At 38.1% G+C, this 25929-nt stretch carries 25 protein-coding genes; 1 reads left to right on the top strand and 24 read right to left on the bottom strand.

What is annotated here, in order from left to right; genetic code table 11:
* Positions 1-19: 19 nt before the first annotated feature.
* The 20 genes from upp to H9635_RS13280 form a co-directional block, all read right to left on the bottom strand.
* Positions 20-649 (bottom strand): uracil phosphoribosyltransferase, encoded by a 630-nt coding sequence (gene upp, locus H9635_RS13375; RefSeq protein WP_191700803.1) that lies wholly within the window; start codon positions 647-649, stop codon positions 20-22.
* A gap of 300 nt (positions 650-949) precedes the next feature.
* Entirely contained in the window at positions 950-2194 is a 1245-nt protein-coding gene (gene glyA, locus H9635_RS13370) for a serine hydroxymethyltransferase (RefSeq protein WP_191700802.1), read from the bottom strand.
* Positions 2195-2270: 76 nt separating this feature from the next.
* The gene (locus H9635_RS13365) at positions 2271-2816 is read right to left on the bottom strand and encodes a TIGR01440 family protein (RefSeq protein WP_191700801.1); all 546 of its coding nucleotides are present in this window, start codon (positions 2814-2816) and stop codon (positions 2271-2273) included.
* Between the two features lie 14 nt (positions 2817-2830).
* Positions 2831-3268, bottom strand: a complete 438-nt coding sequence (rpiB, locus tag H9635_RS13360; RefSeq protein ID WP_191700800.1) for a ribose 5-phosphate isomerase B — start codon at positions 3266-3268, stop codon at positions 2831-2833.
* A 216-nt stretch (positions 3269-3484) separates the two neighbouring features.
* Complete coding sequence (locus H9635_RS13355) at positions 3485-3838, bottom strand: c-type cytochrome (RefSeq protein ID WP_225231306.1); 354 nt, start codon at positions 3836-3838, stop codon at positions 3485-3487.
* Positions 3839-4007: 169 nt separating this feature from the next.
* Complete coding sequence (locus tag H9635_RS13350; protein ID WP_191700799.1) at positions 4008-5300, bottom strand: methyl-accepting chemotaxis protein; 1293 nt, start codon at positions 5298-5300, stop codon at positions 4008-4010.
* Between the two features lies 1 nt (position 5301).
* Positions 5302-5760, bottom strand: a complete 459-nt coding sequence (locus H9635_RS13345; RefSeq protein ID WP_318245217.1) for a low molecular weight protein arginine phosphatase — start codon at positions 5758-5760, stop codon at positions 5302-5304.
* Between the two features lie 10 nt (positions 5761-5770).
* Entirely contained in the window at positions 5771-6268 is a 498-nt protein-coding gene (locus H9635_RS13340) for a manganese efflux pump (RefSeq protein ID WP_191700798.1), read from the bottom strand.
* Between the two features lie 122 nt (positions 6269-6390).
* Positions 6391-7425 (bottom strand): L-threonylcarbamoyladenylate synthase, encoded by a 1035-nt coding sequence (locus H9635_RS13335; RefSeq protein WP_191700797.1) that lies wholly within the window; start codon positions 7423-7425, stop codon positions 6391-6393.
* 49 nt (positions 7426-7474) lie between these two features.
* Positions 7475-8071 (bottom strand): stage II sporulation protein R, encoded by a 597-nt coding sequence (locus H9635_RS13330; protein WP_191700796.1) that lies wholly within the window; start codon positions 8069-8071, stop codon positions 7475-7477.
* 44 nt (positions 8072-8115) lie between these two features.
* Entirely contained in the window at positions 8116-8979 is an 864-nt protein-coding gene (gene prmC / locus H9635_RS13325; protein ID WP_191700795.1) for a peptide chain release factor N(5)-glutamine methyltransferase, read from the bottom strand.
* Positions 8966-10042: a peptide chain release factor 1 gene (gene prfA, locus H9635_RS13320; protein ID WP_191700794.1), complete on the bottom strand. Its 1077-nt coding sequence runs from the start codon at positions 10040-10042 to the stop codon at positions 8966-8968. The genes prmC and prfA overlap by 14 nt, the downstream gene beginning before the upstream one ends.
* Before the next feature lie 448 nt (positions 10043-10490).
* On the bottom strand, positions 10491-11063 hold the full coding sequence (locus H9635_RS13315; protein WP_191700864.1) for a thymidine kinase: 573 nt from the start codon (positions 11061-11063) through the stop codon (positions 10491-10493).
* A 646-nt stretch (positions 11064-11709) separates the two neighbouring features.
* A complete protein-coding gene (rpmE, locus tag H9635_RS13310; protein ID WP_191700793.1) occupies positions 11710-11910 on the bottom strand; it encodes a 50S ribosomal protein L31 in 201 nt (66 codons plus the stop codon).
* A gap of 268 nt (positions 11911-12178) precedes the next feature.
* Positions 12179-13462, bottom strand: a complete 1284-nt coding sequence (gene rho / locus H9635_RS13305) for a transcription termination factor Rho (protein ID WP_191700792.1) — start codon at positions 13460-13462, stop codon at positions 12179-12181.
* Between the two features lie 178 nt (positions 13463-13640).
* Positions 13641-14606 carry a class II fructose-bisphosphatase gene (gene glpX, locus H9635_RS13300; protein ID WP_191700791.1) on the bottom strand — a complete coding sequence of 322 codons (966 nt, stop codon included), beginning with the start codon at positions 14604-14606 and terminating at the stop codon, positions 13641-13643.
* Positions 14607-14758: 152 nt separating this feature from the next.
* Complete coding sequence (locus tag H9635_RS13295; protein ID WP_191700790.1) at positions 14759-16036, bottom strand: UDP-N-acetylglucosamine 1-carboxyvinyltransferase; 1278 nt, start codon at positions 16034-16036, stop codon at positions 14759-14761.
* A gap of 64 nt (positions 16037-16100) precedes the next feature.
* Entirely contained in the window at positions 16101-16751 is a 651-nt protein-coding gene (gene fsa, locus H9635_RS13290; protein ID WP_191700789.1) for a fructose-6-phosphate aldolase, read from the bottom strand.
* Between the two features lie 138 nt (positions 16752-16889).
* Entirely contained in the window at positions 16890-17744 is an 855-nt protein-coding gene (locus H9635_RS13285) for a class II fructose-bisphosphate aldolase (protein ID WP_191700788.1), read from the bottom strand.
* 186 nt (positions 17745-17930) lie between these two features.
* Positions 17931-18308, bottom strand: coding sequence for a response regulator (locus tag H9635_RS13280; protein ID WP_191700787.1), 378 nt, complete (start codon positions 18306-18308; stop codon positions 17931-17933).
* A gap of 129 nt (positions 18309-18437) precedes the next feature.
* Between H9635_RS13280 and H9635_RS13275 the strand changes: the two genes are divergently transcribed.
* Positions 18438-19001: a DUF2529 family protein gene (locus H9635_RS13275; RefSeq protein ID WP_191700786.1), complete on the top strand. Its 564-nt coding sequence runs from the start codon at positions 18438-18440 to the stop codon at positions 18999-19001.
* Positions 19002-19118: 117 nt separating this feature from the next.
* On the opposite strand, the gene H9635_RS13270 is transcribed toward H9635_RS13275, so the two are convergent.
* The 4 genes from H9635_RS13270 to H9635_RS13255 form a co-directional block, all read right to left on the bottom strand.
* Positions 19119-20723 (bottom strand): CTP synthase, encoded by a 1605-nt coding sequence (locus tag H9635_RS13270; protein ID WP_191700785.1) that lies wholly within the window; start codon positions 20721-20723, stop codon positions 19119-19121.
* 239 nt (positions 20724-20962) lie between these two features.
* On the bottom strand, positions 20963-21541 hold the full coding sequence (gene rpoE, locus H9635_RS13265; RefSeq protein ID WP_191700784.1) for a DNA-directed RNA polymerase subunit delta: 579 nt from the start codon (positions 21539-21541) through the stop codon (positions 20963-20965).
* Between the two features lie 414 nt (positions 21542-21955).
* Positions 21956-25198, bottom strand: a complete 3243-nt coding sequence (gene icmF, locus H9635_RS13260; RefSeq protein ID WP_191700783.1) for a fused isobutyryl-CoA mutase/GTPase IcmF — start codon at positions 25196-25198, stop codon at positions 21956-21958.
* Between the two features lie 92 nt (positions 25199-25290).
* Positions 25291-25926, bottom strand: coding sequence for a TetR/AcrR family transcriptional regulator (locus tag H9635_RS13255; protein ID WP_191700782.1), 636 nt, complete (start codon positions 25924-25926; stop codon positions 25291-25293).
* Between the last annotated feature and the right edge of the window lie 3 nt (positions 25927-25929).

Below are 25929 nucleotides of genomic sequence, written 5' to 3'. Positions count from 1 at the left end.
CGGGCGTTTGTTGTTTTCATTATTTTGTACCGAATAAACGATCCCCAGCATCACCTAAACCTGGTACGATATAGCCGTGGTCGTCTAGTTTTTCATCTAAAGATGCAATGTAAATATCTACATCCGGGTGTAATTTTTGAATTTCTTCTACACCTTCTGGAGCAGCAATTAAGCACATAAACTTAATGCTTTTAGCGCCACGCTTTTTCAGTGAGTTGATTGCTTCAACAGCTGAACCACCTGTTGCTAACATTGGGTCGACAATAATAAAGTCACGCTCTTCAACATCAGCTGGAAGTTTTGCATAATATTCTACAGGCTTTAGCGTCTCTGGGTCACGGTAAAGACCAATATGCCCTACTTTTGCAGCAGGAATTAGCTTTAAAACTCCATCTACCATTCCGATACCTGCACGTAAAATTGGTACAATCGCAATTTTCTTACCTGACAGTACTTTTGCCTTTGCTTTTGTAACAGGTGTTTCCACTTCAATTTCTTCAAGTGGTAAATCACGTGTAATTTCAAAAGCCATCAATGTTGCGACTTCATCTACTAGCTCGCGGAATTCTTTTGTCCCAGTATCTTTATCTCGAATATAAGTTAACTTATGCTGAATTAATGGGTGGTCAAATACGTATACTTTACTCACATTGACATCTCCTTACTGTTGTTTATCTAAGTTAGTATAACAGAAAATAAAGTTAACGAAAACTCTCACAGGAATGTTTTGAAAAACGTCTTATTTTGTATAGTAGAGTTTATATTTCACAATAATTAAAATGGATATATTTATCACTAAAATAGCTAGTATATGTCCACTCTCTCTTTCAGCTAGCTTTATCCTTAACTTGCCCTCCATATAAAAAAATACCCTTCTTAATATTTGCATGCAGAACATAATAAAAGCCTTTCTAACTACAAATGCGTAGTTGGAAAGGCTGAAATTTAATTAAGCATATAATGGGTATTTCGCTGTTAAAGCTTCTACACGTTTAAGAGCTTCTTCTTTTACTGCAGCGTCTTCATGATTTTTAAGAACAGATGCTATGATTTTGCCTACTTCAATAACATCCTCTTCTTTAAAGCCACGAGATGTTACAGCAGCTGTACCTACACGAATTCCAGAAGTTACAAATGGAGATTCAGTATCGAATGGAATTGTATTTTTATTTGTTGTAATCGCTACTTCATCTAATACATGCTCCGCAACTTTACCTGTTAAACCTAAAGATTTTACATTTAATAGAAGTAAGTGGTTATCTGTACCACCTGATACGATTTCAACGCCTTCTTCCATTAAAGATTTAGCTAATGCTGCTGCATTAAGTTTAATTTGTTTTGCGTACTCTTTAAATTCTGGTTGTAATGCTTCACCGAATGATACTGCTTTTGCAGCGATGACATGCATTAATGGACCACCTTGAATACCTGGGAAAACTGATTTGTTTAATTCTTTTTCCCATTTCGCATCATTTGTTAAAATCATACCGCCACGAGGACCACGTAACGTTTTATGTGTTGTTGTTGTTACGAAATCTGCGTATGGTACTGGGTTTTGATGTTCACCCGCAGCAACTAAACCAGCAATATGTGCCATATCTACCATGAAGTATGCGCCTACTTCATCAGCAATTTCTCGGAATTTTGCGAAGTCAATTTCACGAGGGTAAGCTGAAGCACCTGCAACAATTAACTTTGGCTTAGATTCCAACGCTTTTTGTCTTACATCTTCATAGTCGATAACATTTGTATCTTCAGTTACACCGTACTCTACGAAATTATATAAAATACCAGAGAAGTTAACTGGAGAACCATGCGTTAAGTGACCACCGTGAGATAAGTTCATGCCTAATACTGTATCACCCGGTTTTAAAACTGTATGGTAAACTGCCATGTTTGCTTGTGCACCTGAGTGAGGCTGTACGTTAACATATGTAGCACCGAATAATTCTTTTGCACGGTCGCGCGCAATATTTTCAACTACGTCTACGTGCTCGCATCCACCATAGTAACGTTTCCCAGGATAGCCTTCTGCATACTTATTTGTAAGGTATGAGCCTTGTGCTTCCATTACAGCTTCCGATACGAAGTTTTCTGAAGCGATTAACTCAATGTTCGTGTTTTGACGTTTTTTCTCTAAAAGAATTGCGTCTAAAATTGCTTTGTCTTGTCCAGCTAAGTTTTCAAATGCCATTATAAAAATCCCCCTAAATTTTGTTCCGAATAAATCGGAGTTTCCAATTCAAAATGATGTATGTAACGTTAAAGCGTTACTTATATTGCGCACGTTCTCCACCGATAAGTTTTGGACGTGTTGTCGCTAATGTAATGACAGCATTACCTAAACGTTTAACAGATGTCCGAATAGGTACCGCTACGGCCTTTAAATGCATGCCGATTATAGTTTGACCGATATCAATCCCATAGTGCGCCTGAATTGATTCCACAACAACAGGTTCAGTCATCTGTGAAAAAGCATAGGCGGACATGGAGCCACCCGCTGTACGCACTGGAATGACTGAAACTGGTTCTAAGTGATACTTTTTAGCCACAGCTGACTCAAGCGTTAAAGCTCGATTAATATGTTCGCAGCCCTGAAAAACTAAATGGATATTGTTTCTTTGTGCGAATTTTGAGAATTCTTCATATAAAACTTCTGCAACATTGAGTGCGCCGGCTGTACCAATCTTTTCGCCCATTACTTCCGACGTGGAACAGCCAACGACAAAAAGCTGATCTTCGGTAAACTTCACTTGTTGCTCAAATTCAATTAATGCTTGTTTTAAATCATTTTGCAAATCGTGTAAGCCCGTCATTAGATCACTCCTTGTTACCCTTCAATTTCTGAAATCTTTTCTACGCGGCGAATATGACGCCCACCTTCGAATTCAGTATTCAACCAAGTTTCAACAATTTCTCTAGCCAATCCTGGTCCTATTACACGCTCGCCCATCGCCAATACATTGGAATCATTATGACAGCGTGTTGCTTTTGCAGAAAATACGTCATGTACAAGTGCACAGCGGATGCCCTTAAACTTATTGGCAGCAATCGAAATACCAATACCTGTGCCGCAAATTAGTATTCCACGGTCGAACTCACCTGCTGCTACACGTTCTGCTACGGGACGAGCATAGTCTGGATAGTCTACAGAATCATTCGTTTGTGGACCAAAATCTTCATAACTTATCGACATTTCGTCCAATAGTGACATAATTTCTTTTCTTAAATTATTTCCACCGTGGTCTGATGAAATCGCAATTTTCATAAAGGTACCTCCTACCTCTTTTTTACTCAATTATATTCAACATCAGTGTACCATTTATTACATCAAAATGACACGTGTTTTCCTCAGAAGTTTCGCATTATCAGTTCAAAACACGAATATTCAACCTATAACATTATTATATTGTTATTTTTTTGGACAATTCGCTTTAAAAGTTTACATAAAAAAGATCACCCTTATCAGAGTGACTTTTTCCAATTATTGTATGGATAATAAATAATCTGCTACTGCTTCTTCTTCACCTGCTGCAGTTCCTGCAGGCATTGCGCCTTTACCATTTTCTAAAATATCGATAATTTCCTCTTTAGATAATGAGATGTTAGTTAAGTCTGGTCCCATTGCCCCTGATAAATCTCCCCCGTGACAACCGATACAGCTGGCATTCACTACTTTTTCCCCTTCTGAAACATCTGACGTAGCTGAGTCATTTGGTTCGGTAGATTCAGTAGGTGTTGAATTTGTAGTGTCCGTATCTGTTTCTTCTGCATCCCCACATGCAGCTAAACCAGCTACTACTACACCCATTAATAACCAGTATTTGAGCTTTTTCAAAACGATCCCTCCAGGATTAATTTTTATACGTAATATTCCGTACATACCCTATTCATTTCAACATGAAACGACAAACCCCTTTTATAATGCACATAGAGTCATAATTTTGACAAATAGAAACCCCTTATAAAATTGGATTTTGTCCAAGTCTATAAAGGGTATTGACAATCTATTGATTGCGGTCGAATTGCTGAATCATTCGATATAGCTCAGCAGATTGCTGTTTTAGATCGCTCGCCAATGCTTCTACTTGCTTAATAGCATGCGCTTGTTCTGAAGAAGCAGCACTTACTTCCTGCGCACTTGCGGATGTTTGTTCAGCAATTGCGGCTACTTCTTGTGATTGATGCGATGTATGCTCGATATTTTTCATTTGCTGTTCAACCAATTGAGAGATTTGAACAACATCATCTGCCATTTCATACACTGATTTCGTCATACCTTCAACGGCTGTTGTCGTTTCAGATACACGCGAAGACTCGTTGGCAGCAAATGAAACTTGTTCGTTCATTTGTTTTACTACAATAGATACATTTTGTTGCATCGTCTGAATTAATTTTGTAATTCCTTGAACCGCGTTAGCACTTTCATCGGCTAAACCACGTACTTCTTCTGCTACTACCGCAAAGCCTTTACCGTGCTCGCCTGCTCGTGCTGCTTCAATTGAGGCATTTAATGCAAGTAAATTTGTTTGACCCGCAATATCTCCAACTAAGCCGATAATTCGTTCAATTTGCTCTGCATTTTTTTCTAATTCGCGAATATTAACTAATGAATTTTCATTATCCGCCGCAATTTTTTGAATACTATTTACGACTCCGTGAATCGCATCTGTAGTTGACGTTAAATTTGATAAAAGATCTTTCGAACGACTAGCTGTATGTAATGCTTTATTGTTTACTTCAGATGCTAGTGTACGTACTTCTTCAATAGCTTCTACTGTTTCCTGAATCGCAACTGCAGAAGATTCAGCTCCTAATGAAATTTGACTGATATTGCTCGTAATTTGCTCTGCATTATTTGTTACAGATATACTTTCATCTGAAAGCTTTCGAATAGTTTCATCTGTAGTTTTATAATTCCCCTCAATGCCATTAACCATTTTGCGCAAATTAACGACCATCGCCTGAAATGCCTCAGCTACAGTCCGGATTTCATCATTTGTTTTCGGCATGTCGACATCTTTTCCAATTTTACCCTCAGCTACCTGATTGGCACTGCTCTCTAATCGCTGTAATGGACGTACAATTACTAAACTAAACACAGCTGCCAATGCACAAGACCAAAAGATTCCTAATACATATGTAATAATTTGAAACATGCTCGTACTAGTATTTTCGAAAAACATCGGACGTAAATATTCGATAAATACAAAACTACATGTATATGTAATAAGCGCTAATATCCCGACAAATAATACGAGCTTCCGACGTAAACTAAATGATTTTTTCTGTGAATCCATGTTAAATTTTTCCCTCCAACTGTAATTTGGTCTCTAGTTTATTAATCGCTTCGTTTAGTTGGTCATATGTCTGCTCATATATTTGCAGGTTGCCTCCAAATGGATCTTGAATATCCGGTCCACCCTCCATCGCTACATATTCTTTTAACGTAAACGTTTTATGTGCAGCTTCTTCAACAAGATTAATGACCATTTCTTTATGTGCCGTCGTCATAGTTAAAATCAAGTCTGCCCACTGTGCATCGTTCTTTGTAAATTGCGAAGAATGATGGGGTTGAAAAATATCCTTTTGCAATAATATTTCTTCGGCATTTCGGGACATCCCATTTCCCTCGTAGGCATAAATACCCGCAGAACGTACATTTATATTCTCATAATTTTTAGCTTTTAAAATTGCTTCTGCCATAGGACTTCTACATGTGTTTCCTGTACAAATAAAGTAAATATTTATCTTCCTCACACCCTCTAATCTACCATTTTAATAACATAATACTCATTACAATCAGTAATAATCCAGCAATTTTCTTTAATGCGTTATTTCTCAAAATAGTAGTTTTTTGCGCTACTACTAAAGCTGCATAAGACAATAAGAATGTGGATAACCCTGCACTGATAATAAAAACATATTTTTCTAAATTTAGCATACCAAAAGATAGGCTAACTGAAAAGGTATCAATGCTCGCAAATATGGCAATAATCGGTAAAGATATGGCAGGGAAACTTTCATCTTTTTTTGACAGCAGTAATTGCAAACCTACAAAGAATAGTAATATTGTAGAAAGGCTTGTTGCCCAGTTATTTAAATACACGGCTATCCATTCCCCAAAACGGTATCCTATTAACGGGAAAATCATATGTAATAATGCCGTCCATAACGCTAATAACCACTTAGCTTTAACATTTGTAGCAATTAAATAAAGTGCAACGACATCAAACGACATTAATATCCCAGCAACCACTTCCTGCATTTTTTCCCCTCTTCCTCTATGCGCTGTTGTAATTTATGCTTTTCCAATTAAAATTATCCTACAGATTTACACACAACAAAAAAAACCACATCTACAAAATTTGCAGAATGTGGTCATAAAGATTATTTAAGGGAAAACCAATTGCCGCCAGCTGCTTTTTCCAGGCGGTTCATAATTGCTGTCCCTACCCCGGATTTTGTTGTAGCCGTTGCTAAAATAATTGTTGCATCTGTTTTATCACAAGCGCGCAAAGCATCATACAAAGTTGCACTCATCTGTTCAAGATTATGCGCTTCGCCAAAGGAAAAATAGTAGTCTACTTTTATATCTTTAAAGCTTTCTGGAGCCAATAGAGCAACTTTATGCTCAGATTTTAATTGTTTTATTGCATTTTCAATTGTTTCTTTATTTGCATCTATTAAATAAACAGGTGCATTTGGTGCATAATGGATATATTTCATCCCTGGTGCTTTCGGTGTCGACTCAATTTTTTGTTGTTCAATGCTTGGCTCATCTACCGGACCGATTACTGCTTCTAGCATTTCTTTCGTTACTCCACCTGGACGTAAAATAACAGGGGTATTTAACGTAACATCGAGTACGGTTGATTCTACACCGATCCCTGTCATTCCCCCATCTAAAATGCATGGGATAATACCCTGTAAATCTTCGAAAACATGATCCGCTTTTGTCGGGCTTGGCTTCCCACTGCGATTTGCACTTGGCGCAGCTAATGGTGCTTTTAAAGTTTGCAGCAGTTTGAGAGCAACCGGATGATTAGGCATACGGATGCCAACTGTATCTAAACCCGCTGTTACGCTCGGTGCCAATATATTTGGTTTTGCATGCATAACAATTGTGAGTGGACCTGGCCAAAAAGCCTCCATGCATAATTTAGCAACTTCAGGAATATATGATGTATAGAGGGATACTTCTTCCGCAGTTCCAATATGTACAATAAGCGGATTATCGGAAGGACGACCTTTTGCATCGAATATTTTTTTCACTGCTTTCTCGTCTGTTGCCACTGCACCCAGCCCGTAAACTGTTTCGGTAGGAAATGCAACAACTTCCCCCTTTTTCAACAAATCCACAGCTTGTGTATAATTTTCTGAATTATCCACAAAATAATCCACAGTTAATTGTAAAGTTCGCATCATTTCATCCCCCTATCTATAAGTATTTCAAAAGATTATCCACAATTTGTTAATAACTAACAGTTACCTGTGTATATTCTTTTATTTTCTGTTGATTACTTTTTTGTTTATTTTTCTTCCACCATTCAGAAATATAAAATGTTGGTCGTTCAGTTTTCGCTGGTTCATCTTTTTTACAAAGCGTTGGAAATACTGCACAGAACCAATTTTCTCCGCGTCCTTGTCCAATAACAAAATTGACAGAATAATATTTATTTTGTGGATAAAACTGCCCTAAATACCATTTTGGCGGCATTAAGTTATCCCCAAATTTATATGAAACTTTTAATTGTGGGTAAGTTTTCTGAATTTCTTGATAAATCTTTTCCACACTGTGGATATCTTCCGAAAAATCTGATGTTTCCTGCATATAACCTTGAATTGTTTCTACGACCTCATACTTTACCAATTGATCAGCTTTTGTTGAGCTATTTGCAATTACACGGATTTTTAACTGCTCATCGCTTAGCGCCTGCCCTTCACGTACCCCCTCTACAAAATCAGGTACTATACAAGCTGCACTATATATAAACAACACACTTATTAGTAATTTAGCAACCGCTAAAAATAGATTGGATTCATTTTTAATATCGTAATCATGTAACATTTTCATTCCCCCTTGCAAAACATTGTTTACAAGGAATCTAGTTTTTATTCACTAATCTCACAAAAAATAATTCGATCTTTTTTATTTATATCTTTAACTATTGTTACATCAGCATTTGGGAAGCTCTTTTTGAAAAATCCAGCTACAGCTTCTCCCTGGGTATAGCCAATTTCAAGTCCGATTAAGGCAGGTGTATTCATAATCGCCGGTAAATTTTCTGCTAGTTTACGATAAAGCAACAGTCCATTTTCCTCGGCAAACAATGCACTATGTGGTTCATGTGCTACGACTACATCCGACATGTCCTTCATTTCATCAAACGCGATATAAGGCGGATTAGATAATACGATATCCCATTTTTCATTGGCAATCGGTGTTGTTAAATCACCTTGCTTAAATGTAATTTGTGCGTGGAGTTGCTCTGCATTTTTCTTCGCTTTTTCCAATGCGGCTTCCGAAATATCCGTTGCTGTTACATCAAGATTCGGGCATTCTTTTTTCATCGTAATAGCGATTGCTCCACTACCTGTTCCGATATCCGCAAATTTAAGTTCTTTTTTTTCACCGAATAGCTTTTGTATCCGCTCTATTGTCCCAACGATCAATTCTTCCGTTTCAGGACGTGGAATTAAAACCGACTCATCCACATTGAAAGTTCTTCCATAAAATTCTTCTATACCTGTAATGTATTGTATAGGGCGTCCTTTAATATGTTCCTGCAAATAAGCGTCAAATTGCTGATGATGTTGAACTGCGAACGGCTCATGCATTTTCATCATCAAGCCTGAATAATTTGTCTGTAAAATATGCTGCAATAGTAATCTTGCGGCATTTCCTTCGCGACCGTTTTCCTCTAAAAAAGAAGAAGCCCCATTCAGGGCCTCAAAAATAGTTTTATGCATCTTCATTTAAGTTGGCTAAGCGTGTTGCTTGCTCATCTAAAATAAGTGCATCAATGATTTCATCCAACTTACCTTCAACAATTTGATCAAGTTTTTGAATCGTTAAGCCAATTCGGTGATCTGTTACACGGTTTTGTGGATAGTTGTAAGTACGGATACGTTCAGAACGGTCGCCTGTTCCTACTGCTGTCTTACGTGTTGCATCGATTTCAGCCTGTGCTTCTTGACGGTGTTTATCCGCTACACGCGCTACTAAAATTTTCATCGCTTTTTCTCGGTTTTTAATTTGTGAACGCTCATCCTGCATCGAAACGACAACCCCAGTTGGTAAGTGGGTCATACGTACAGCGGACATAGTTGTATTTACTGACTGACCACCTGCACCTGATGAAGCGAATGTATCAACGCGAATATCCTTTTCATGGATTTCCACATCTTCTACATGTACTTCCGGTAAACACGCAACTGTTGCAGTTGATGTATGAATACGGCCTTGTGATTCCGTAGCCGGAACACGTTGAACACGGTGTGCACCGTTTTCATATTTGAATTTTGAATAAGCACCTTGACCGTTAATCATCAAGATTACTTCTTTATAGCCACCTGCCGGATTTGGCGTTGCTTCCATAATATCCACTTTCCAGCCTTGTGTTTCTGCATAACGTGTATACATACGGAACAAGTCACCAGCAAAAATATTCGCCTCGTCACCGCCAGCAGCACCGCGGATCTCCATAATTACGTTTTTCGAATCGTTCGGGTCTTTTGGAATTAATAAAATACGCAGACGTTCTTCCAAATCGGGAACTTGTTTATTTAAGTCGTTAAACTCTTCCTTCATCATTTCAAGCATTTCTGCATCTTTTTCAATTTCCATTAATTCGCGTGTATCAGCTAGTTGCTCTTTTACTGATTTGTATTCACGATATACGTCTACCATTTCCTGAATATCGGATTGCTCTTTTGAATACTCACGTAATTTGTTCGAATCACTTACGATATCTGGATCGCTCAGTAATTCATTTAATCTTTCATATCGGTCCTCAACCGCCTGTAAACGATCAAACATTTGTATTTCACCTCTAAAAGTTATTTTATTTCCTCACATTACCATGTGTTGATTTCCATTCCGAGTCGGACGCTTTCCGCGGGCACGAGGCCAACACGATGTTGGTCACAAAAGCGTCGCCACAGGACGTGGTGTTCTTAGCTTTTGTTCCTTTTGCTCTACCTCGTGCTCCTGCGATTACTCGTCGCAAATAGCCATTTGCTATTCCCGCAGGAGTCGCCTCCCCTCCATTCCAATCAACGGTCTTTAACATCTAGTTTTATTATCTTCATCTTTAATGAAGCATCAAATTAATTTCTCGAGTTACGTTAAAATGCACCTTTACTAGTATAAAGAAATTTCACGGTTGTTGCTACCTCTACGGCGAACTTTATTCATATCATTTATACTTTGCATAAATACATTTAGGATTCCAGTTTTCTTTGAAATATATACTATATGCCTGAAGTTATAAAGGTGGGTTTGAATGACATTTACGACAAACGGGATAATAACTATCATTGCCCCCAATTTGGATTTGATCACCTGTACGAACGGGTTTTTTATTTTCATCTACTCTTAAATTCATCGTCGCCTTTTTATGGCAGAACCAGCAAATTGTTTTCATTTCTTCAATTTTGTCAGCATAAATCGTCATGTAACGGCTACCTTCAAACAGTTCGTTCTGGAAATCATTTTTTAAGCCGAATCCCATAACCGGTATATTCAACTCATCGACAATTTGAGTCAATTGAAGAACATGCTCTTTTGATAAAAATTGTACTTCATCAACGAGTACACAGTATAATTTTCCTTCATGATCTTTGACGATCTCATAAATATTTGTATCATTAAAAACGGCAATTGCCGGGCGTTTTAAACCAATTCGGCTTGATACCACTCCTACTTCATCACGTGTATCAATGCCTGATGTAAATATAAGAACTGATTTATTTTGTTCTTCATAATTGTGAGCAACTTTTAAAATTTCAATTGATTTCCCGCTGTTCATTGCACCATGTTTATAAAATAATTGAGCCATTATAATTCCTCGTTTCTCCACGTAATTACAGACAAAAGAGCATGGGACAAAACGAAAAATATCTATTTTTTCAAAGAAAAAATAGATATTTTTCTGTTTCTGCCAGAATTGATTTCCGTTACGGGGACGCTTTCCGGGGGCACGGCCTGAGCCTGTAGTCTCAGGCGTCAGTGCTCCTGCGGTTACTCGTCGCAAAATAAATTTTGCTGTTCCCCCAGGAGTCGCCCCTTCACTTCAATCAATTCATATAATATCAATTTCTACATAAGAGTATTTTCCTTTTACAAAGAAATTTCTACTTATGTCCCAGCCTCTTTACTTTTTATTTTTCTTCTTTTATCTTAGCTATTTTTTCACGATTCGTCTATTGCAAACGATGCTGTACTTTAAGAAAACTTGTGTGAAAGACTTCTAATATAACTAAATTTTTGCTAATATAATTTTATTTTTTCTAATAAAACTCGTGTCTTCTAATAAAGTATGTATATTTTCTAATATACGTTTTCCGTTTTCGAATTTACTTTTAATGCTTTCTAAAAACCATTAAAAGTATTCTAATAACTTCACAATATGATCTAATATAATTATTTTGCTTAATATAAAAATCAAAAACCCATCTCCAACAACGTGGAGATGGGTTAAGGTATTATTTCATACCATATTTTTTGTTGAACTTATCAACACGTCCGTCAGCAGAAGCGAACTTTTGACGACCTGTGTAGAATGGGTGACATTCGTTACAGAACTCGATTGAGATCTTTTCTTTAACTGAACCTGTTTCAAAAGAATTACCACAAGAGCAAGTTACTGTTGCTACTTTGTAATCTGGGTGGATACCTTGTTTCATATTCGTTTTCTCCTCTCGCCCTGAACCATCTGGAACAGAGTATTTTCGAACTGCACCTTACATAGCCCGAATATGTCACTACATACGTAATGTGTGGAGGTCAGCTATATATGTGCACGTTTCATACTTAAAGAATTATAGCAACAATTAAAATAGGTTGCAACTATTTTTAATTATTTTTGAAAAGCATTAGAATACAATTCGTTACCTTCACATGGGGGTTAATTTAAAATAGAGTATAGCCTTTCAGCAATTACTTGATGAAAGATTACAATAATCCTTTACCGTTCGTTGCTTTTTTCATATCCGTATCAAGCTTCTCGAAAAATTCTTCATTTGATTTCGTTGTGCGTATTTTGCGTAAAAACTTCTCGCCGAAATCATGAGAGTCACTAAATGTTTTACGGATTGCCCATAACTTATCCAACTGATCTTTCGGAATAAGAAGCTCTTCTTTACGCGTACCTGAACGGCGAATATCTAGTGCCGGGAATATACGGCGCTCTGCCAAGCTGCGGTCTAAATGTAATTCCAAGTTACCCGTCCCTTTAAACTCCTCGTAAATTACTTCATCCATACGGCTACCTGTATCGATAAGAGCAGTCGCCAAAATTGTTAAACTACCACCCTCTTCAATATTACGAGCCGAACCGAAGAAACGTTTTGGACGATGGAATGCAGCTGGGTCAATACCACCTGAAAGTGTACGGCCACTTGGCGGAATAACTAAGTTGTAAGCACGTGCTAAACGCGTAATGGAGTCCATTAAAATAATGACATCACGCTTATGTTCTACTAAACGACGTGCACGTTCTAGCACGATTTCCGCTACTTTCACATGATTTTCCGGCACTTCATCAAAAGTAGAAGAAACAACATCAGCGTTTACTGAGCGCTCGATATCTGTTACTTCCTCTGGACGCTCATCAATTAATAATACGATAAGTTCCGCTTCCGGATGATTTGTCGTAATTGCATTGGCAATTTCTTTTAATAAAGAGGTTTTACCTGCTTTTGGCGGTGCCACAATTAACCCACGTTGACCAAACCCAACAGGAGCTACTAAATCCATAATTCGTGTTGAAAGTTTTGTAGGTACTGTTTCCAATTTAATATGACGGTCCGGGTAAAGTGGCGTTAATGCAGGGAAATGCACTCGCTCTTTAGCTACTTCCGGATCTTCGCCATTTACTGCATCAACTTGCAATAGTCCATAATAGCGTTCGTTTTCTTTTGGAGGACGAACTTTTCCAGATACTTTATCTCCATTTCGTAAATCAAAGCGGCGAATTTGCGAAGCTGAAATATAAATGTCCTCTTTCGAAGGGGAATAGTTAATCGGGCGTAAAAACCCGAAGCCATCTGTAGGAATGATTTCTAAAACACCTTCCATGAAAAAGAAGCCTTCCTGTTCAGAGCGTGATTTTAAAATCGCAAAAATAAGTTCCTTTTTATTTAGCTTACTAGCATTCATAACTTTAAATTGCTTCGCTAAAGCATATAATTCTTTTAATGTCATGCTTTCTAATTGAGCAATGGTTAATGCTGTCATAGGTTTTCTCCAGTCTATTAATTTTTTGGGCTTTTACATATAGAAAATTTAGGAATGCGCGTTGGAAGAAGATTCACTTATTTGAAAGATGCCCGGCTATTATACCGGGCATTAATTATATAATATCGTAAATTAAATGAAAATGGGTTTTTCTATGTTAATTACAATATATGAGAAGTTAGAGTTGACCGTACTTTGGCTTTTTGGCAATACTGTGGCGCCCTTCGATAAAGCGTACTGTACCGGATTTTGCGCGCATTACAACCGAATGTGTCAGTGCATAGGAACCTTTATATTGAACACCACGTAAAAGTTCTGAGTCAGTAACAGCAGTTGCTGCAAAAATTGCATCGTCGCCCTTAACTAAATCATCCATCATTAATACTTTATCTACGTCGATGCCCATTTTTTTGCAACGTTCTAGTTGTTCTTCATCTTCCGGAACTAGTTTAGCTTGGAAATCGCCACCTAAACATTTTAATGCTACTGCTGCGATAACACCTTCCGGAGCGCCACCCATACCAAACATAATGTCGATACCTGTTTCGTCAAAAGCTGTATTAATTGCAGCAGCTACATCGCCATCTTGAATAAATTTAATACGAGCACCTGTTTCACGGATTTCATCAACAATATGCTGATGACGCTCACGATCTAAAAGTGTTGCTACAACATCAGAAATATCTTTATTTTTTGCCTTAGCTACTTGCAGTAGGTTATAAGTAACAGAGGCATTAATATCAACTTTACCTGCTGCTTCTGGACCTACTGCAATTTTATCCATATACATATCCGGTGCGTTTAAAAGGTTTCCACGGTCTGCAATAGCCAGTACTGTCATCGCGCCATTTGTACCTTTTGCTACGATATTCGTACCTTCTAATGGATCCACTGCGATATCAACTTCAGGTCCGCCATTTCGAAGCCCTAATTCTTCACCGATATAAAGCATCGGTGCTTCATCCATTTCTCCTTCACCAATTACAACTGTCGCATGCATTGGGATTGTATCAAACATAACACGCATCGCTGTTGTTGCTGCGTCATCTGCTTCATTTTTAAGTCCGCGTCCCATCCATTTCGCTGATGCAATCGCTGCTGCTTCTGTTACACGTACTACTTCCATTGATAAACTACGTTCCATTTTGTGTTTGCCTCCTGTAATCGGGTAAAGCCGATTTTAACAGCATTAAAAACCGCTGTTTTGAAATTGTATAATTAACTTAACATTATTTTCAAATTTAATTTTAACATATTCTAAAGGTGCACGAATTTGCGCATCAATTATGGCAAATTTTATGCTTTATTATTCGTTTTAATGACTGATGACTCTTTGCGGATATTCGCACCTAACGCACATAATTTTTCAATTAACGAACTATACCCGCGTTCGATATGATGAATCTCATGGATTTCTGTCTCACCTTTTGCAATTAAACCGGCTAAAACCAATGCCGCACCTGCACGTAGATCAGTTGCTGTTACAGCAGATCCTTCTAAAGAAACGGGTCCTTGTATAATTGCGGTATTCCCTTCTACTCGTGCCTTTGCACTCATGCGACTTAATTCATCGATATGTTTGAAGCGTGCTGAATAAATTGTGTCCGTTATCATTGAAGCGCCTTCTGCCTGGGTCATTAATACCGATAATGGCTGCTGTACATCAGTTGGAAACCCTGGATATACAAGAGTTTTAACATCAACTGCCTGTAAATTCGTTTGTTTTGGAATGTACAAACTTTCTTCGTTTTCTTCCACGATTACGCCCATTTCCCGAAGCTTCGCTGTCACTGCCTCTAAATGTAGTGGAATAACATTGTCGATTACTACGCCATCACCAATCGCCGCTGCCATTATCATAAATGTTGCAGCTTCAATTCGATCCGGAATAATCGTATGCTTCGTTCCTTTTAACTCATCGACACCTTCAATACGTATAACACTTGTACCAGCACCTTTAATATTTGCGCCCATATTTGTCAAAAGTGTCGCAACATCAATAATTTCAGGCTCTTTAGCAGCGTTTTCAATAGTTGTTTTACCTTTTGCCCGCACTGCTGCCAGCATTATATTAATTGTTGCACCTACACTTGCCACGTCTAAATAGATTTTTGCGCCGATCAGTTCATCTGCACGCAAATAAATTGCACCGTGCTCATTCGTTACTTTTGCACCTAAAGCTTCAAATCCTTTAATATGCTGATCAATTGGACGCGGACCTAAAAAACAGCCTCCTGGCAAACCAATTACGGCTTGCTTAAAACGTCCTAACATAGCACCCATCATATAGTAGGATGCCCGTAATTTTTTTACATTGCCATTCGGCAGAGGCATTGCTACCATTTTCGACGGGTCGATTGTCATCTTCCCATCTTCAAATGTTACTTCCCCACCGATTTCTTCAAGTAGTGCTTTTAATGTCCACGCATCCGAAATCTCGGGAATTCCTCCAATTGTAACGGAAGAATCCGCCAAAATTGATGCAGGAATTAAAGCAACTGCACTATTTTTTGCACCACTAACAGTAATTTTCCCTTTTAGTCGACGTCCGCCTTGAATTTTAAATACATCCATTTTGTGTTCTCCCTTATAATTGGACAAATTTCACAATGAACCAGATTGCTGTGAAGTATTCTTATTATTTCCCTTCACGCTTTGCCCAATCCGCTAAAAATCCTTCAATTCCTTTGGCTGTTAATGGATGGTTAAACAGTTGCTGTAAAACTTTGTATGGTGTAGTTGCAATATGTGCACCTGCCAATGCAGCTTGCGTAATATGTTGTGGATGACGAATAGAAGCAGCAATTATTTCAGTATCAATCTCATGGATTGCAAACATTTCTGCAATTTCACGAATTAATTCAACACCGTCTTGACCAATATCATCTAAACGTCCTAAAAATGGAGATACATATGATGCGCCTGCACGAGCGGCCATTAATGCTTGGTTTGCAGAGAAAATTAATGTCACATTTGTTTTAATCCCTTTTTCAGAGAAGTGTTTACATGCTTTTAAACCATCTGGAGTCATCGGCAGTTTTACAGTAATGTTTGGGTGAATTGCCGCTAATTCTTCCCCTTCACGAATCATGCCTTCAGCGTCTAAAGAGATTACTTCACCAGACACCGATCCGTTTACTAATTCCGCGATTTCACGTAAGCGATCGTGGAAATTTACACCTGATTCTTTCGCTACTAATGAAGGGTTTGTTGTTACACCTGAAAGAATACCCCAAGAGTATGCTTCTTTAATCTCGTCAAAGTTTGCTGTATCAATAAAAAATTTCATTTATATGTCCTCCGATTTATGTGTACTTAGAAAAACACATCCCGCCCAGTTGTGAACGAGATGCTTGAAGTTGAAAACAAGTGTTCACAAAGAAATGTGCTCTACTTTGCGCATTTCTTTTGTGGAATCATTTATTTGTTAAGCTTTCCCCGAGCTACCGAATTCACGCATTTTTCCGATAACTGTCGCTTTAATCGCTTCTCGAGCCGGCCCTAAATATTTTCGTGGGTCATATGTTTTCTTGTCGCCATCCAAAAATTCACGGATCACTTTAGTCGCCGCGATTTGGTTTTCTGTATTTACGTTAATTTTAGCTGTACCTAACGAGATAGAACGTTGAATATCCTTTGTTGGAATTCCAGTACCACCATGTAAAACTAAAGGTACATCCGTTAGTGTAGAGATTTCTTCCATTTCAGTGAATCCTAAGTTTGGCTCCCCTTTATAAGGACCGTGTACTGAACCTAGTGCTGGTGCAAGGCAATCTATTCCTGTAGCTTCCACTAAAGCTTTGCACTCTTGTGGGTTAGCATACATAATACCACCGATAACACCATCTTCCTCGCCACCTACTGTACCCAATTCAGCTTCTACAGAAACACCTTTTGCATGAGCATATTCAACAACAGATTTTGTTGTTTCTATATTTTCTTCGAATGGATGATGTGAAGCGTCAATCATTACAGAAGTAAAGCCAGCATCGATTGCTTCTTTACATTTATCGAAGCTCGAACCATGGTCTAAATGAATGGCAACTGGAACTGTTGTTTTATAGCTTTCCATTAAGCCCTCAACCATTTTTACAACAGCAATGAATCCGCCCATATATTTACCGGCACCTTCTGACACACCTAAAATTACCGGTGATTTTTCTTCTTCTGCTGCCTGTAGAATAGCTTGTGTCCACTCTAAGTTGTTAATATTGAACTGACCTACTGCATAACTTTCTGCTTTTGCTTTAATTAACATTTCTTTCATTGAAACTAACGGCATTATTAAAATCCTCCTCGAAGATACATAAATAGTTTGCTACTAGAAAAACATAGTTTGTGCAATATGCTTTTTTTAAGTATTTTTTCTATTGTCAATTCTATGCAAATTTAAAAGAATTGATATAAACAATCAGATTAATCATAACAAAAACAGACAGTATGCGCTACTGCCTGCTCACCGGTTAATTTATATTTTTTCGTGGATTGTTAATATTTTTTTGACCTCATCACGTATTTCAAATATATTGAATGGCTTAGAGAAGTACTTTGTCACGCCGAGTTCTGTTGCGGTATCAATCATATGCTGTTCAACGTACGCTGTCATCATTATTACCGGTAAATCTGGATTTTCACTTTTTAAATGAGCTAAAATCTCCAATCCATCCATTCCAGGAATTTTCATATCCAGTAAAACGCAATCTATTGCATTTTCCTTTGCTATTTTTAATGCATCGTAACCATTTGCAGCCAGATGTGTAATAAATCCTTCTTTTTTAAATAATTCATCTAACAGCAACCTTATCCCTCTTTGATCATCTACGATTAATATATCCCTCATAGTCATTCCCCATTTACGATAATGATTTTATATTACTAAATTCAATTTTTATCTTTATTTTCCTTCTTTTACAATAAGTATATATGATTTTGCTTTTTCTTGAGCACAATTTTATAATAGCTTTGAGGTGGAATTATGTCTAAAATTTTAACTACTCAATTAACAGGGCTATTTCAGCGCATTCAACAGTCAGAAGAAGAACCGATTGAGGAAACAGCCCGTTTATTGGCACAGGCGGCAATCGGGCAAGGAACTATTTACTTTGCTGCTTTTGGTGAAATGGAAGCTGTCGCAATCCATGCAGAGCTTGGCGCAAATCCTTTTGCAAAGTTTGCCCGTTATACGGATGAGGTAGAGTTGCTGCCAGCCGATCGTCTCATTATTTTTACGCAGCATGCAACGGATGAACAAGCGTTAAAGCTCGCGCAAAAACTACATGATGACTTTATTCCCTTTGCAGCTGTCGCAAGTGAGGTTGCTGAGACCGGCAATAAATTAAGCGAGCTTGCCTATACGTATATTTCATTAAAAGTACGTGGGGGAATTTTACCCCATCCAACAAAGCTTGGTGAGCGAATTGTATTTCCTCATTTAATGGCTGCTTTATATATTTATGAAGCAATTAAAATGGAATTTGATGAAATGCTGGTCGATGATGAAGAAGATGACGAAGAGGAGTCTATTTCTCCATTTGCTTAATTCGCAAACGATTCTTATTACGTTTCAATACGTAATAGGGGTCGTTTTTTATACGGATTTTCAGTTTCCCCAAAATAAAAGCGTGCCCCATTTAAAATAGGACACGCTACTAAAGTGTTATTTTCGGTTGTTAAACGCAGCTCCAACAAACTCACGGAATAGTGGCTGTGGGCGTTGTGGGCGAGAAATTAATTCTGGGTGGAATTGACCTGCCACAAAGAATTTTTTCTCTGGTAATTCAACGATTTCCACTAACTTATTATCAGGTGATACACCTGAGAATACCATACCTTCCGCTTCCATTGCTTCACGGAATTCATTGTTAAACTCGTAGCGGTGACGGTGACGCTCATACACTAACTCTTCACCGTTGTATGCCGCACGTGCACGTGATCCTTCTTTTAATTTACATGGATATAGTCCAAGACGTAACGTACCGCCTAAATCTGTATCCTCAGATTGATCTGGTAAGAAATCAATGATTGGGTACTTCGTGTTTTTATCTAATTCTGTTGAATGTGCACCATCCAAGCCCATTACATTACGCGCAAATTCTACAGTAGCCATTTGCATACCTAAACAAATACCGAAGAACGGAATGTCATTTTCACGAGCATAGCGAATGGATTCGATTTTCCCTTCAACACCGCGGTCACCGAAACCACCTGGTACTAAAATACCGTCTACTTGTCCTAATAATTGCTCCACGTTTTCAGCAGTAATATTTTCAGCATTGATCCAATCGATTTCAATATCTGAATTGTAAACATAACCTGCATGCTTCAATGCTTCTACTACAGAAATATAAGCATCTTGTAGCTCCACATATTTACCGACTAAAGCGATACGTGTTTTATGTTCTAAGTTTTTCACTAAATGTACAAGGTCTTTCCAATCTTCCATATTTGCCTGTGGTGCGCTAATGCGGAAGTGGTCAAGAACGATTTGGTCGAATCCTTGTGCATGTAAGTTTAATGGCACTTCATATAAATGTTCGGCATCACGCGATTCGATAATATCAGAAGATTGCACGTCACAAAATAGTGCAATTTTCTCTTTCATATCCTGAGGTACCGGCTGTTCAGTACGTAAAACGATAATGTTTGGCTGAATACCTAATGAACGTAACTCTTTTACAGAGTGCTGTGTTGGTTTTGTCTTCATTTCTCCTGCAGCCGCGATGTAAGGCATTAATGTACAGTGGATATACATGACATTTTCATGACCTAGATCACGACGCATTTGACGAATTGCTTCAAGGAAAGAAAGGGATTCGAAGTCACCTACTGTACCGCCAATTTCCGTAATTACCACATCCGCCGAAGTTTCACGGCCTGCACGTTGAATACGGTCTTTAATTTCATTTGTTACATGAGGAATTACTTGAACTGTGCCACCGTTGTAGTCACCACGGCGCTCTTTATTCAATACAGACTGATATACTTTACCAGAAGTTACTGTTGAGTGTTTTCCTAAATTAATATCAATGAAACGCTCATAGTGTCCTAAGTCTAAATCCGCCTCTGCACCATCATCAGTAACGAAAACTTCACCGTGCTGGTAAGGGCTCATTGTACCTGGATCGATGTTTAAATACGGATCAAACTTTTGGATTGTTACTTCCAATCCACGGTTTTTTAATAAACGACCTAAAGAAGCAGCTACAATTCCTTTACCAAGAGATGATACTACCCCACCTGTTACGAATATATACTTTGTCATATAATAAATTCCTCCTTCTTTCTAAAACAAATTAGAAAAACACCCGGTTACTTACTTGAAGCAAGTGAATGTTTTTCTAATATACATATAAAAAAATAAAAAACGCTCCTCCTGCATCAGTTTGCAGGGGGAGCGTATTACTTATACGGTCAATCTCCTTTTTAAAGGAGCCCAAGTAAAAGATTATACGTAACTGAAAAAGAAGTCAAGCACTTTCAATTTTTCAATTGAAACACTACTTATTTTAAATCTTCTTCCTCTTCCAGCTCTTCATCCAATTCCTCTTCGTCGTCATCCTCGATAATAAATGTATCATCTTCATCGATCAGCTCTTCATCGATGTCGGCGTCGATTTCCTCGATGTCTTCTTCTACAAAGTCGATGTCTTCTTCCACTTCATCTTCATCGTCTTCGTCGTCTACGAATTCATCATAATCTTCCTCGAATAATACATCCTCTTCTTCAAGGTCAAGTACTTCTTCATCTTCGTCATCCGCGACTTTAGCTTTCTTTTTACGCGTCTTAATAGTCGGTGCAGTTTCTTCTTCGATTGTTTCTACTTTATACCATTCACGTAATCCCCAACCATTTTCCTGGTTTAATAAGAAACGACCTTCTACATTTAAGTCTGTATAAAATTGCACTAAACGAGATTTCAAGTTTTCATCGGAAATTCCATTTAATTCTTGGATACCTTTTAATAATTCATTTAAAGGCATTGCTTGTTTTTTTTCTTCTAGTAGTGCGTATGCTAAGTCGATTAATGACTCTTCTGCTAATTGTTCATCTGTCATACCACGAAAGTTCAAATCGTGCACGTCCTTTCTTATCTTACATATCTATTTATCCAGAGGCACTATGTTCATTCAACCACACTCAAACACCAGCCGAATGAAGATAAGCATAATACCCATTATATACAAACATGCCATCACTATGCTAGTTTCATTTCTTGTTTTTTAAATTTGTTGCTTTTTTATATGCTACATAAAATAAAATGAATGATAATATCAGCAAAGGGACTGCTGCTAATTGCTGATTGTATAAAAAGAAGGTTGCGATCAGGCATGCTAATATCAAAATGTAATGTAAATATTGCTGCACAATGCCGCACCTTCTTCCTTTAAAATATCATGTGTTTACTAGTATAACGAAATTTACTGTCCACGTGGTATGCCAAATTAATTTATTTGCAATTTTTGCAAAATATTAGTGATTTTTTGCTTTTTCTATTACATATTGCGTCGGTATTGACCGCCAACTTCATAAAGTGCTTGTGTAATTTGCCCTAAGCTTGCTACTTTTACTGTTTCCATAAGCTCTTCGAAAATATTGCCACCCGTTTTTGCAACTTCCTTTAACTTATTAAGTGCTTCAGCACAAATATCCGCATTTGCACCTTTAAAACTTTCTAAATTAGCAATTTGTAAATCCTTTTCTTCTTTTGAGGCACGTGCAATCTCCATATTATTGATCGTATCCTCAGAAGGCGGATTTGGATTTAGGTACGTATTCACCCCAATAATCGGCAGTTGCCCTGAATGCTTTAAATGCTCGTAATACATTGATTCTTCCTGAATTTTTCCGCGCTGATACTGTGTTTCCATCGCACCGAGCACACCACCGCGATCATTCATGCGATCAAATTCCTCAAGCACTGCCTGCTCCACCAATTGTGTAAGCTCCTCGATAATGAAAGCGCCTTGTAAAGGGTTCTCATTTTTCGATAAACCATGCTCTTTTGTAATAATCATTTGAATCGCCATTGCACGACGAACCGATTCTTCTGTCGGAGTAGTTATAGCCTCATCATATGCATTTGTATGCAATGAATTACAGTTATCCTGTAACGCCATTAATGCCTGTAATGTTGTACGAATATCATTAAAATCGATTTCTTGTGCGTGCAGGCTGCGACCCGATGTTTGGATATGATACTTTAGCTTTTGTGAGCGTTCATTTGCACCGTATTTCTCACGCATAACGACTGCCCAAATACGGCGGGCTACACGGCCGATCACTGTATATTCAGGGTCCAGACCATTTGAGAAGAAGAAACTTAAGTTCGGTGCAAAATCATCGATATTCATACCACGACTTAAATAGTATTCCACATACGTAAAGCCATTTGCGAGTGTAAATGCTAGCTGTGAAATTGGATTTGCTCCTGCTTCGGCAATATGATAACCCGAAATCGAAACAGAATAGTAATTGCGGACTTTATGATCGATGAAATATTGTTGAATATCTCCCATCATACGCAGTGCAAATTCTGTAGAGAAGATGCATGTGTTTTGCCCTTGATCTTCTTTTAATATATCCGCTTGTACAGTACCGCGCACAACTTGCAATGTTTGTTCTCTTGTTTCTGTAAACTCTTCTATAGTTAATGTACGACCAAGCTCTTGTTCACGCTTACGTACTTGTTGATCTATTGCTGTATTCATAAACATCGCCAAAATAATCGGTGCCGGTCCATTTATAGTCATCGAAACGGACGTTGAAGGTGCACATAAATCAAAGCCTGCATAAAGCTTCTTCATATCTTCAAGTGTACATATACTTACTCCTGATTCGCCAACCTTCCCGTAAATATCCGGGCGTGTATGAGGGTCCTCCCCATATAGTGTTACTGAGTCAAATGCAGTTGATAGGCGCTTTGCATCATCATCCTTCGATAAATAATGGAACCTTTTATTTGTACGTTCTGGTGTTCCTTCTCCAGCAAATTGACGTTTCGGATCTTCTCCTTCGCGTTTGAACGGAAACACGCCTGCTGTATAAGGGAATTCCCCTGGTACATTTTCTTTATACACCCAGCGTAAAATTTCACCGTAATCTTTATAGCCCGGTAATGCTACTTTTGGAATTTTTAAGCCGGCCAAAGACTCTGTTCGTAAAATGGTTTTAATTTCTTTATCGCGAACTTTAGTAATTAGCTCATCACCCGCATACGCTTCTTTTAATGTTTGCCAATTTTTTAGAATACGCTTTGATTCTGCTGTTAGTTCATTTTGTACCCCTTCCAATAAAGAATTAATCGACAATATCAATGCTGTTTCACTTTCGTTCAGCAATGCTTTTGTTCCTTCGAGCTGATACCATTTTGTTGCGAGGTTTGCCTGTTGTTCTGCATGCTTATGATAGTTACGTACTGTTTCTGATATTTCGCGTAAATAGTAGCGGCGATCATTTGGGATGACAATGTTTTGCTTTTGGGTTTTCACAAATTGCTCATAGGAAGTTTCCCAATTGTAGCCGAACTTTTCGTTGATTTTGGATACGAGTGCAGCAAACAATGAATTCGTTCCTAAATCGTTAAATTGTGAAGCGATTGTCCCGAATACCGGCATTTGTTCAATTGGCTCTTCCCATAGCTCACGTGAACGCTGGAATTGTTTTTGCACTTGGCGTAGTGCATCTTCTGAGCCTTTTCGCTCGAATTTATTGATTGCGATTAAGTCAGCAAAATCTATCATATCGATTTTTTCGAGCTGTGTTGGCGCACCAAACTCACTTGTCATTACATACATTGAAAGATCTGTATATTTTGTGATTTCTGCGTCCCCTTGCCCAATGCCGCTTGTTTCGACAAGAATTAAGTCAAATCCTGCTGCTCGTACTACATCGAGTACATCGCCAATTGAGCTTGATAATTCTGTATGCGAGCCACGTGTTGCCAAACTACGCATATAAACCCGATTATTAAAGATGGCATTCATACGAATACGGTCACCAAGCAATGCACCGCCTGTTTTTTGCTTCGTTGGATCGACTGATATAATAGCGAGCTTTTTATCCGGAAACTCTTGCAGGAAACGGCGGATTAATTCATCCGTTAATGAAGATTTCCCTGCGCCACCAGTACCGGTAATTCCAATAACTGGTGTGTTTAAGTTCTTGCTACGTACAAGCTGCAGCATATTTTGAATCTCTTCTCCATCACCATTTTCGGCAGCTGTTATTAAATTCGCCAAAACTTCCGGTGTATCTGTCGAAAGCTTTTCTAAAAGCTCTTTATAACTCCCTTTTAATGTAGAAAAGTCCGCGCCTTCTAGCTTTTTATTAATCATTCCTTGTAAGCCTAATTGACGACCATCCTCCGGCGAGAAAATGCCGGCAATCCCATACTCATGGAGCTCTTTAATTTCACGTGGTAAAATAACTCCCCCACCACCGCCAAAAATCTTAATATGCGGGGCACCTTTTTCACGCAGTAGGTCATACATATATTTAAAATATTCCATATGTCCACCTTGGTATGATGATATCGCTATCCCTTGTGCGTCTTCCTGTATAGCAGCGTTAACAACTTCCTCTACTGAACGGTTGTGACCTAAGTGAATTACTTCTGCACCACTTGATTGTAAAATTCGGCGCATAATATTAATCGAAGCATCATGACCATCAAAAAGACTAGATGCTGTAACGAAACGAATATGATTTTTTGGTTTGTATACTTCAATTTTCCCCATTTTATTACCCCTTTGTTATAGTGAAATAATGAAAAAACACCATACAAAGCACACTTCCTAAAATAGTTGCTCTACATGGCGTTTTTCCTTTCTTATTTTTCAAACTGCATAATGCCTTGTAAAAACATTGTTGTTTGCAATTCAATATATTCTTCAATTGTATAGCGTTTTTGTAACGCCCATTTACGGAAAGCCCAACTTTGCCCCTGAACGACAATTTGATGCGCCGCCAAATAGATGGCATCGTTTGATAACGATAAATTACCAGAGTCGACACAATCTTTTAGTATACGCTCAAAAATCGCGACCATTTCAATCTCCTTGTCGAGAATATAATGCATTGCTTCTTTCGGCAGTGACTTCGTTTCCTGGTACATAATCGTAAACTCTTCAGGCATTTTATCAATGAGCAGATAATATTGACGAATTGCTTTTTCCAAACTTGCCACTGAACCTATTTCAGAAGGAAATTCCAATAAACATTCCGTCACTTCATTGAAGATATTGTCACATACTAAAAATAAAACATCTTCCTTAGTCCGAATATATTCATACAATGTCCCAATTGAAAATCCGGCAGCCTTTGCAAGTTCTCGTGTTGTTGCACGGTGGAAGCCCTTTTCCTTAAAGAGCTTCACACCTGCATCGATAATTTGCTGGCGCCGCTCTATAATTTTATTTTCATCCTTTATTGACGATCGTACGTGCAGCTTATCATTGTTCGCCATACA

Origin of the sequence: Solibacillus faecavium (assembly GCF_014836905.1) — a bacterium.
GTDB lineage: Bacteria > Bacillota > Bacilli > Bacillales_A > Planococcaceae > Solibacillus > Solibacillus faecavium.
Note: the sequence above shows the minus strand (reverse complement) of the source record. Positions and strands in the feature narration are given on the sequence as shown.

Bases quoted from the DNA above. Each gene is read 5' to 3' on its own strand.
- rho (WP_191700792.1), bottom strand. From the start codon at position 13,462: ATGACAGCATTAACCATTGCTCAATTAGAAAGCATGACATTAAAAGAA.
- fsa (WP_191700789.1), bottom strand. From the start codon at position 16,751: ATGAAATTTTTTATTGATACAGCAAACTTTGACGAGATTAAAGAAGCA.
- H9635_RS13285 (WP_191700788.1), bottom strand. From the start codon at position 17,744: ATGCCGTTAGTTTCAATGAAAGAAATGTTAATTAAAGCAAAAGCAGAA.
- H9635_RS13295 (WP_191700790.1), bottom strand. From the start codon at position 16,036: ATGGATGTATTTAAAATTCAAGGCGGACGTCGACTAAAAGGGAAAATT.
- H9635_RS13335 (WP_191700797.1), bottom strand. From the start codon at position 7,425: ATGCGAACTTTACAATTAACTGTGGATTATTTTGTGGATAATTCAGAA.
- prmC (WP_191700795.1), bottom strand. From the start codon at position 8,979: ATGAAGATGCATAAAACTATTTTTGAGGCCCTGAATGGGGCTTCTTCT.
- H9635_RS13315 (WP_191700864.1), bottom strand. From the start codon at position 11,063: ATGGCTCAATTATTTTATAAACATGGTGCAATGAACAGCGGGAAATCA.
- rpiB (WP_191700800.1), bottom strand. From the start codon at position 3,268: ATGAAAATTGCGATTTCATCAGACCACGGTGGAAATAATTTAAGAAAA.
- H9635_RS13350 (WP_191700799.1), bottom strand. From the start codon at position 5,300: ATGGATTCACAGAAAAAATCATTTAGTTTACGTCGGAAGCTCGTATTA.
- prfA (WP_191700794.1), bottom strand. From the start codon at position 10,042: ATGTTTGATCGTTTACAGGCGGTTGAGGACCGATATGAAAGATTAAAT.
- H9635_RS13365 (WP_191700801.1), bottom strand. From the start codon at position 2,816: ATGACGGGCTTACACGATTTGCAAAATGATTTAAAACAAGCATTAATT.
- glyA (WP_191700802.1), bottom strand. From the start codon at position 2,194: ATGGCATTTGAAAACTTAGCTGGACAAGACAAAGCAATTTTAGACGCA.
- H9635_RS13280 (WP_191700787.1), bottom strand. From the start codon at position 18,308: ATGACTATGAGGGATATATTAATCGTAGATGATCAAAGAGGGATAAGG.
- H9635_RS13330 (WP_191700796.1), bottom strand. From the start codon at position 8,071: ATGTTACATGATTACGATATTAAAAATGAATCCAATCTATTTTTAGCG.
- H9635_RS13340 (WP_191700798.1), bottom strand. From the start codon at position 6,268: ATGCAGGAAGTGGTTGCTGGGATATTAATGTCGTTTGATGTCGTTGCA.
- H9635_RS13270 (WP_191700785.1), bottom strand. From the start codon at position 20,723: ATGACAAAGTATATATTCGTAACAGGTGGGGTAGTATCATCTCTTGGT.
- H9635_RS13275 (WP_191700786.1), top strand. From the start codon at position 18,438: ATGTCTAAAATTTTAACTACTCAATTAACAGGGCTATTTCAGCGCATT.
- H9635_RS13255 (WP_191700782.1), bottom strand. From the start codon at position 25,926: ATGGCGAACAATGATAAGCTGCACGTACGATCGTCAATAAAGGATGAA.
- glpX (WP_191700791.1), bottom strand. From the start codon at position 14,606: ATGGAACGTAGTTTATCAATGGAAGTAGTACGTGTAACAGAAGCAGCA.
- icmF (WP_191700783.1), bottom strand. From the start codon at position 25,198: ATGGGGAAAATTGAAGTATACAAACCAAAAAATCATATTCGTTTCGTT.
- rpmE (WP_191700793.1), bottom strand. From the start codon at position 11,910: ATGAAACAAGGTATCCACCCAGATTACAAAGTAGCAACAGTAACTTGC.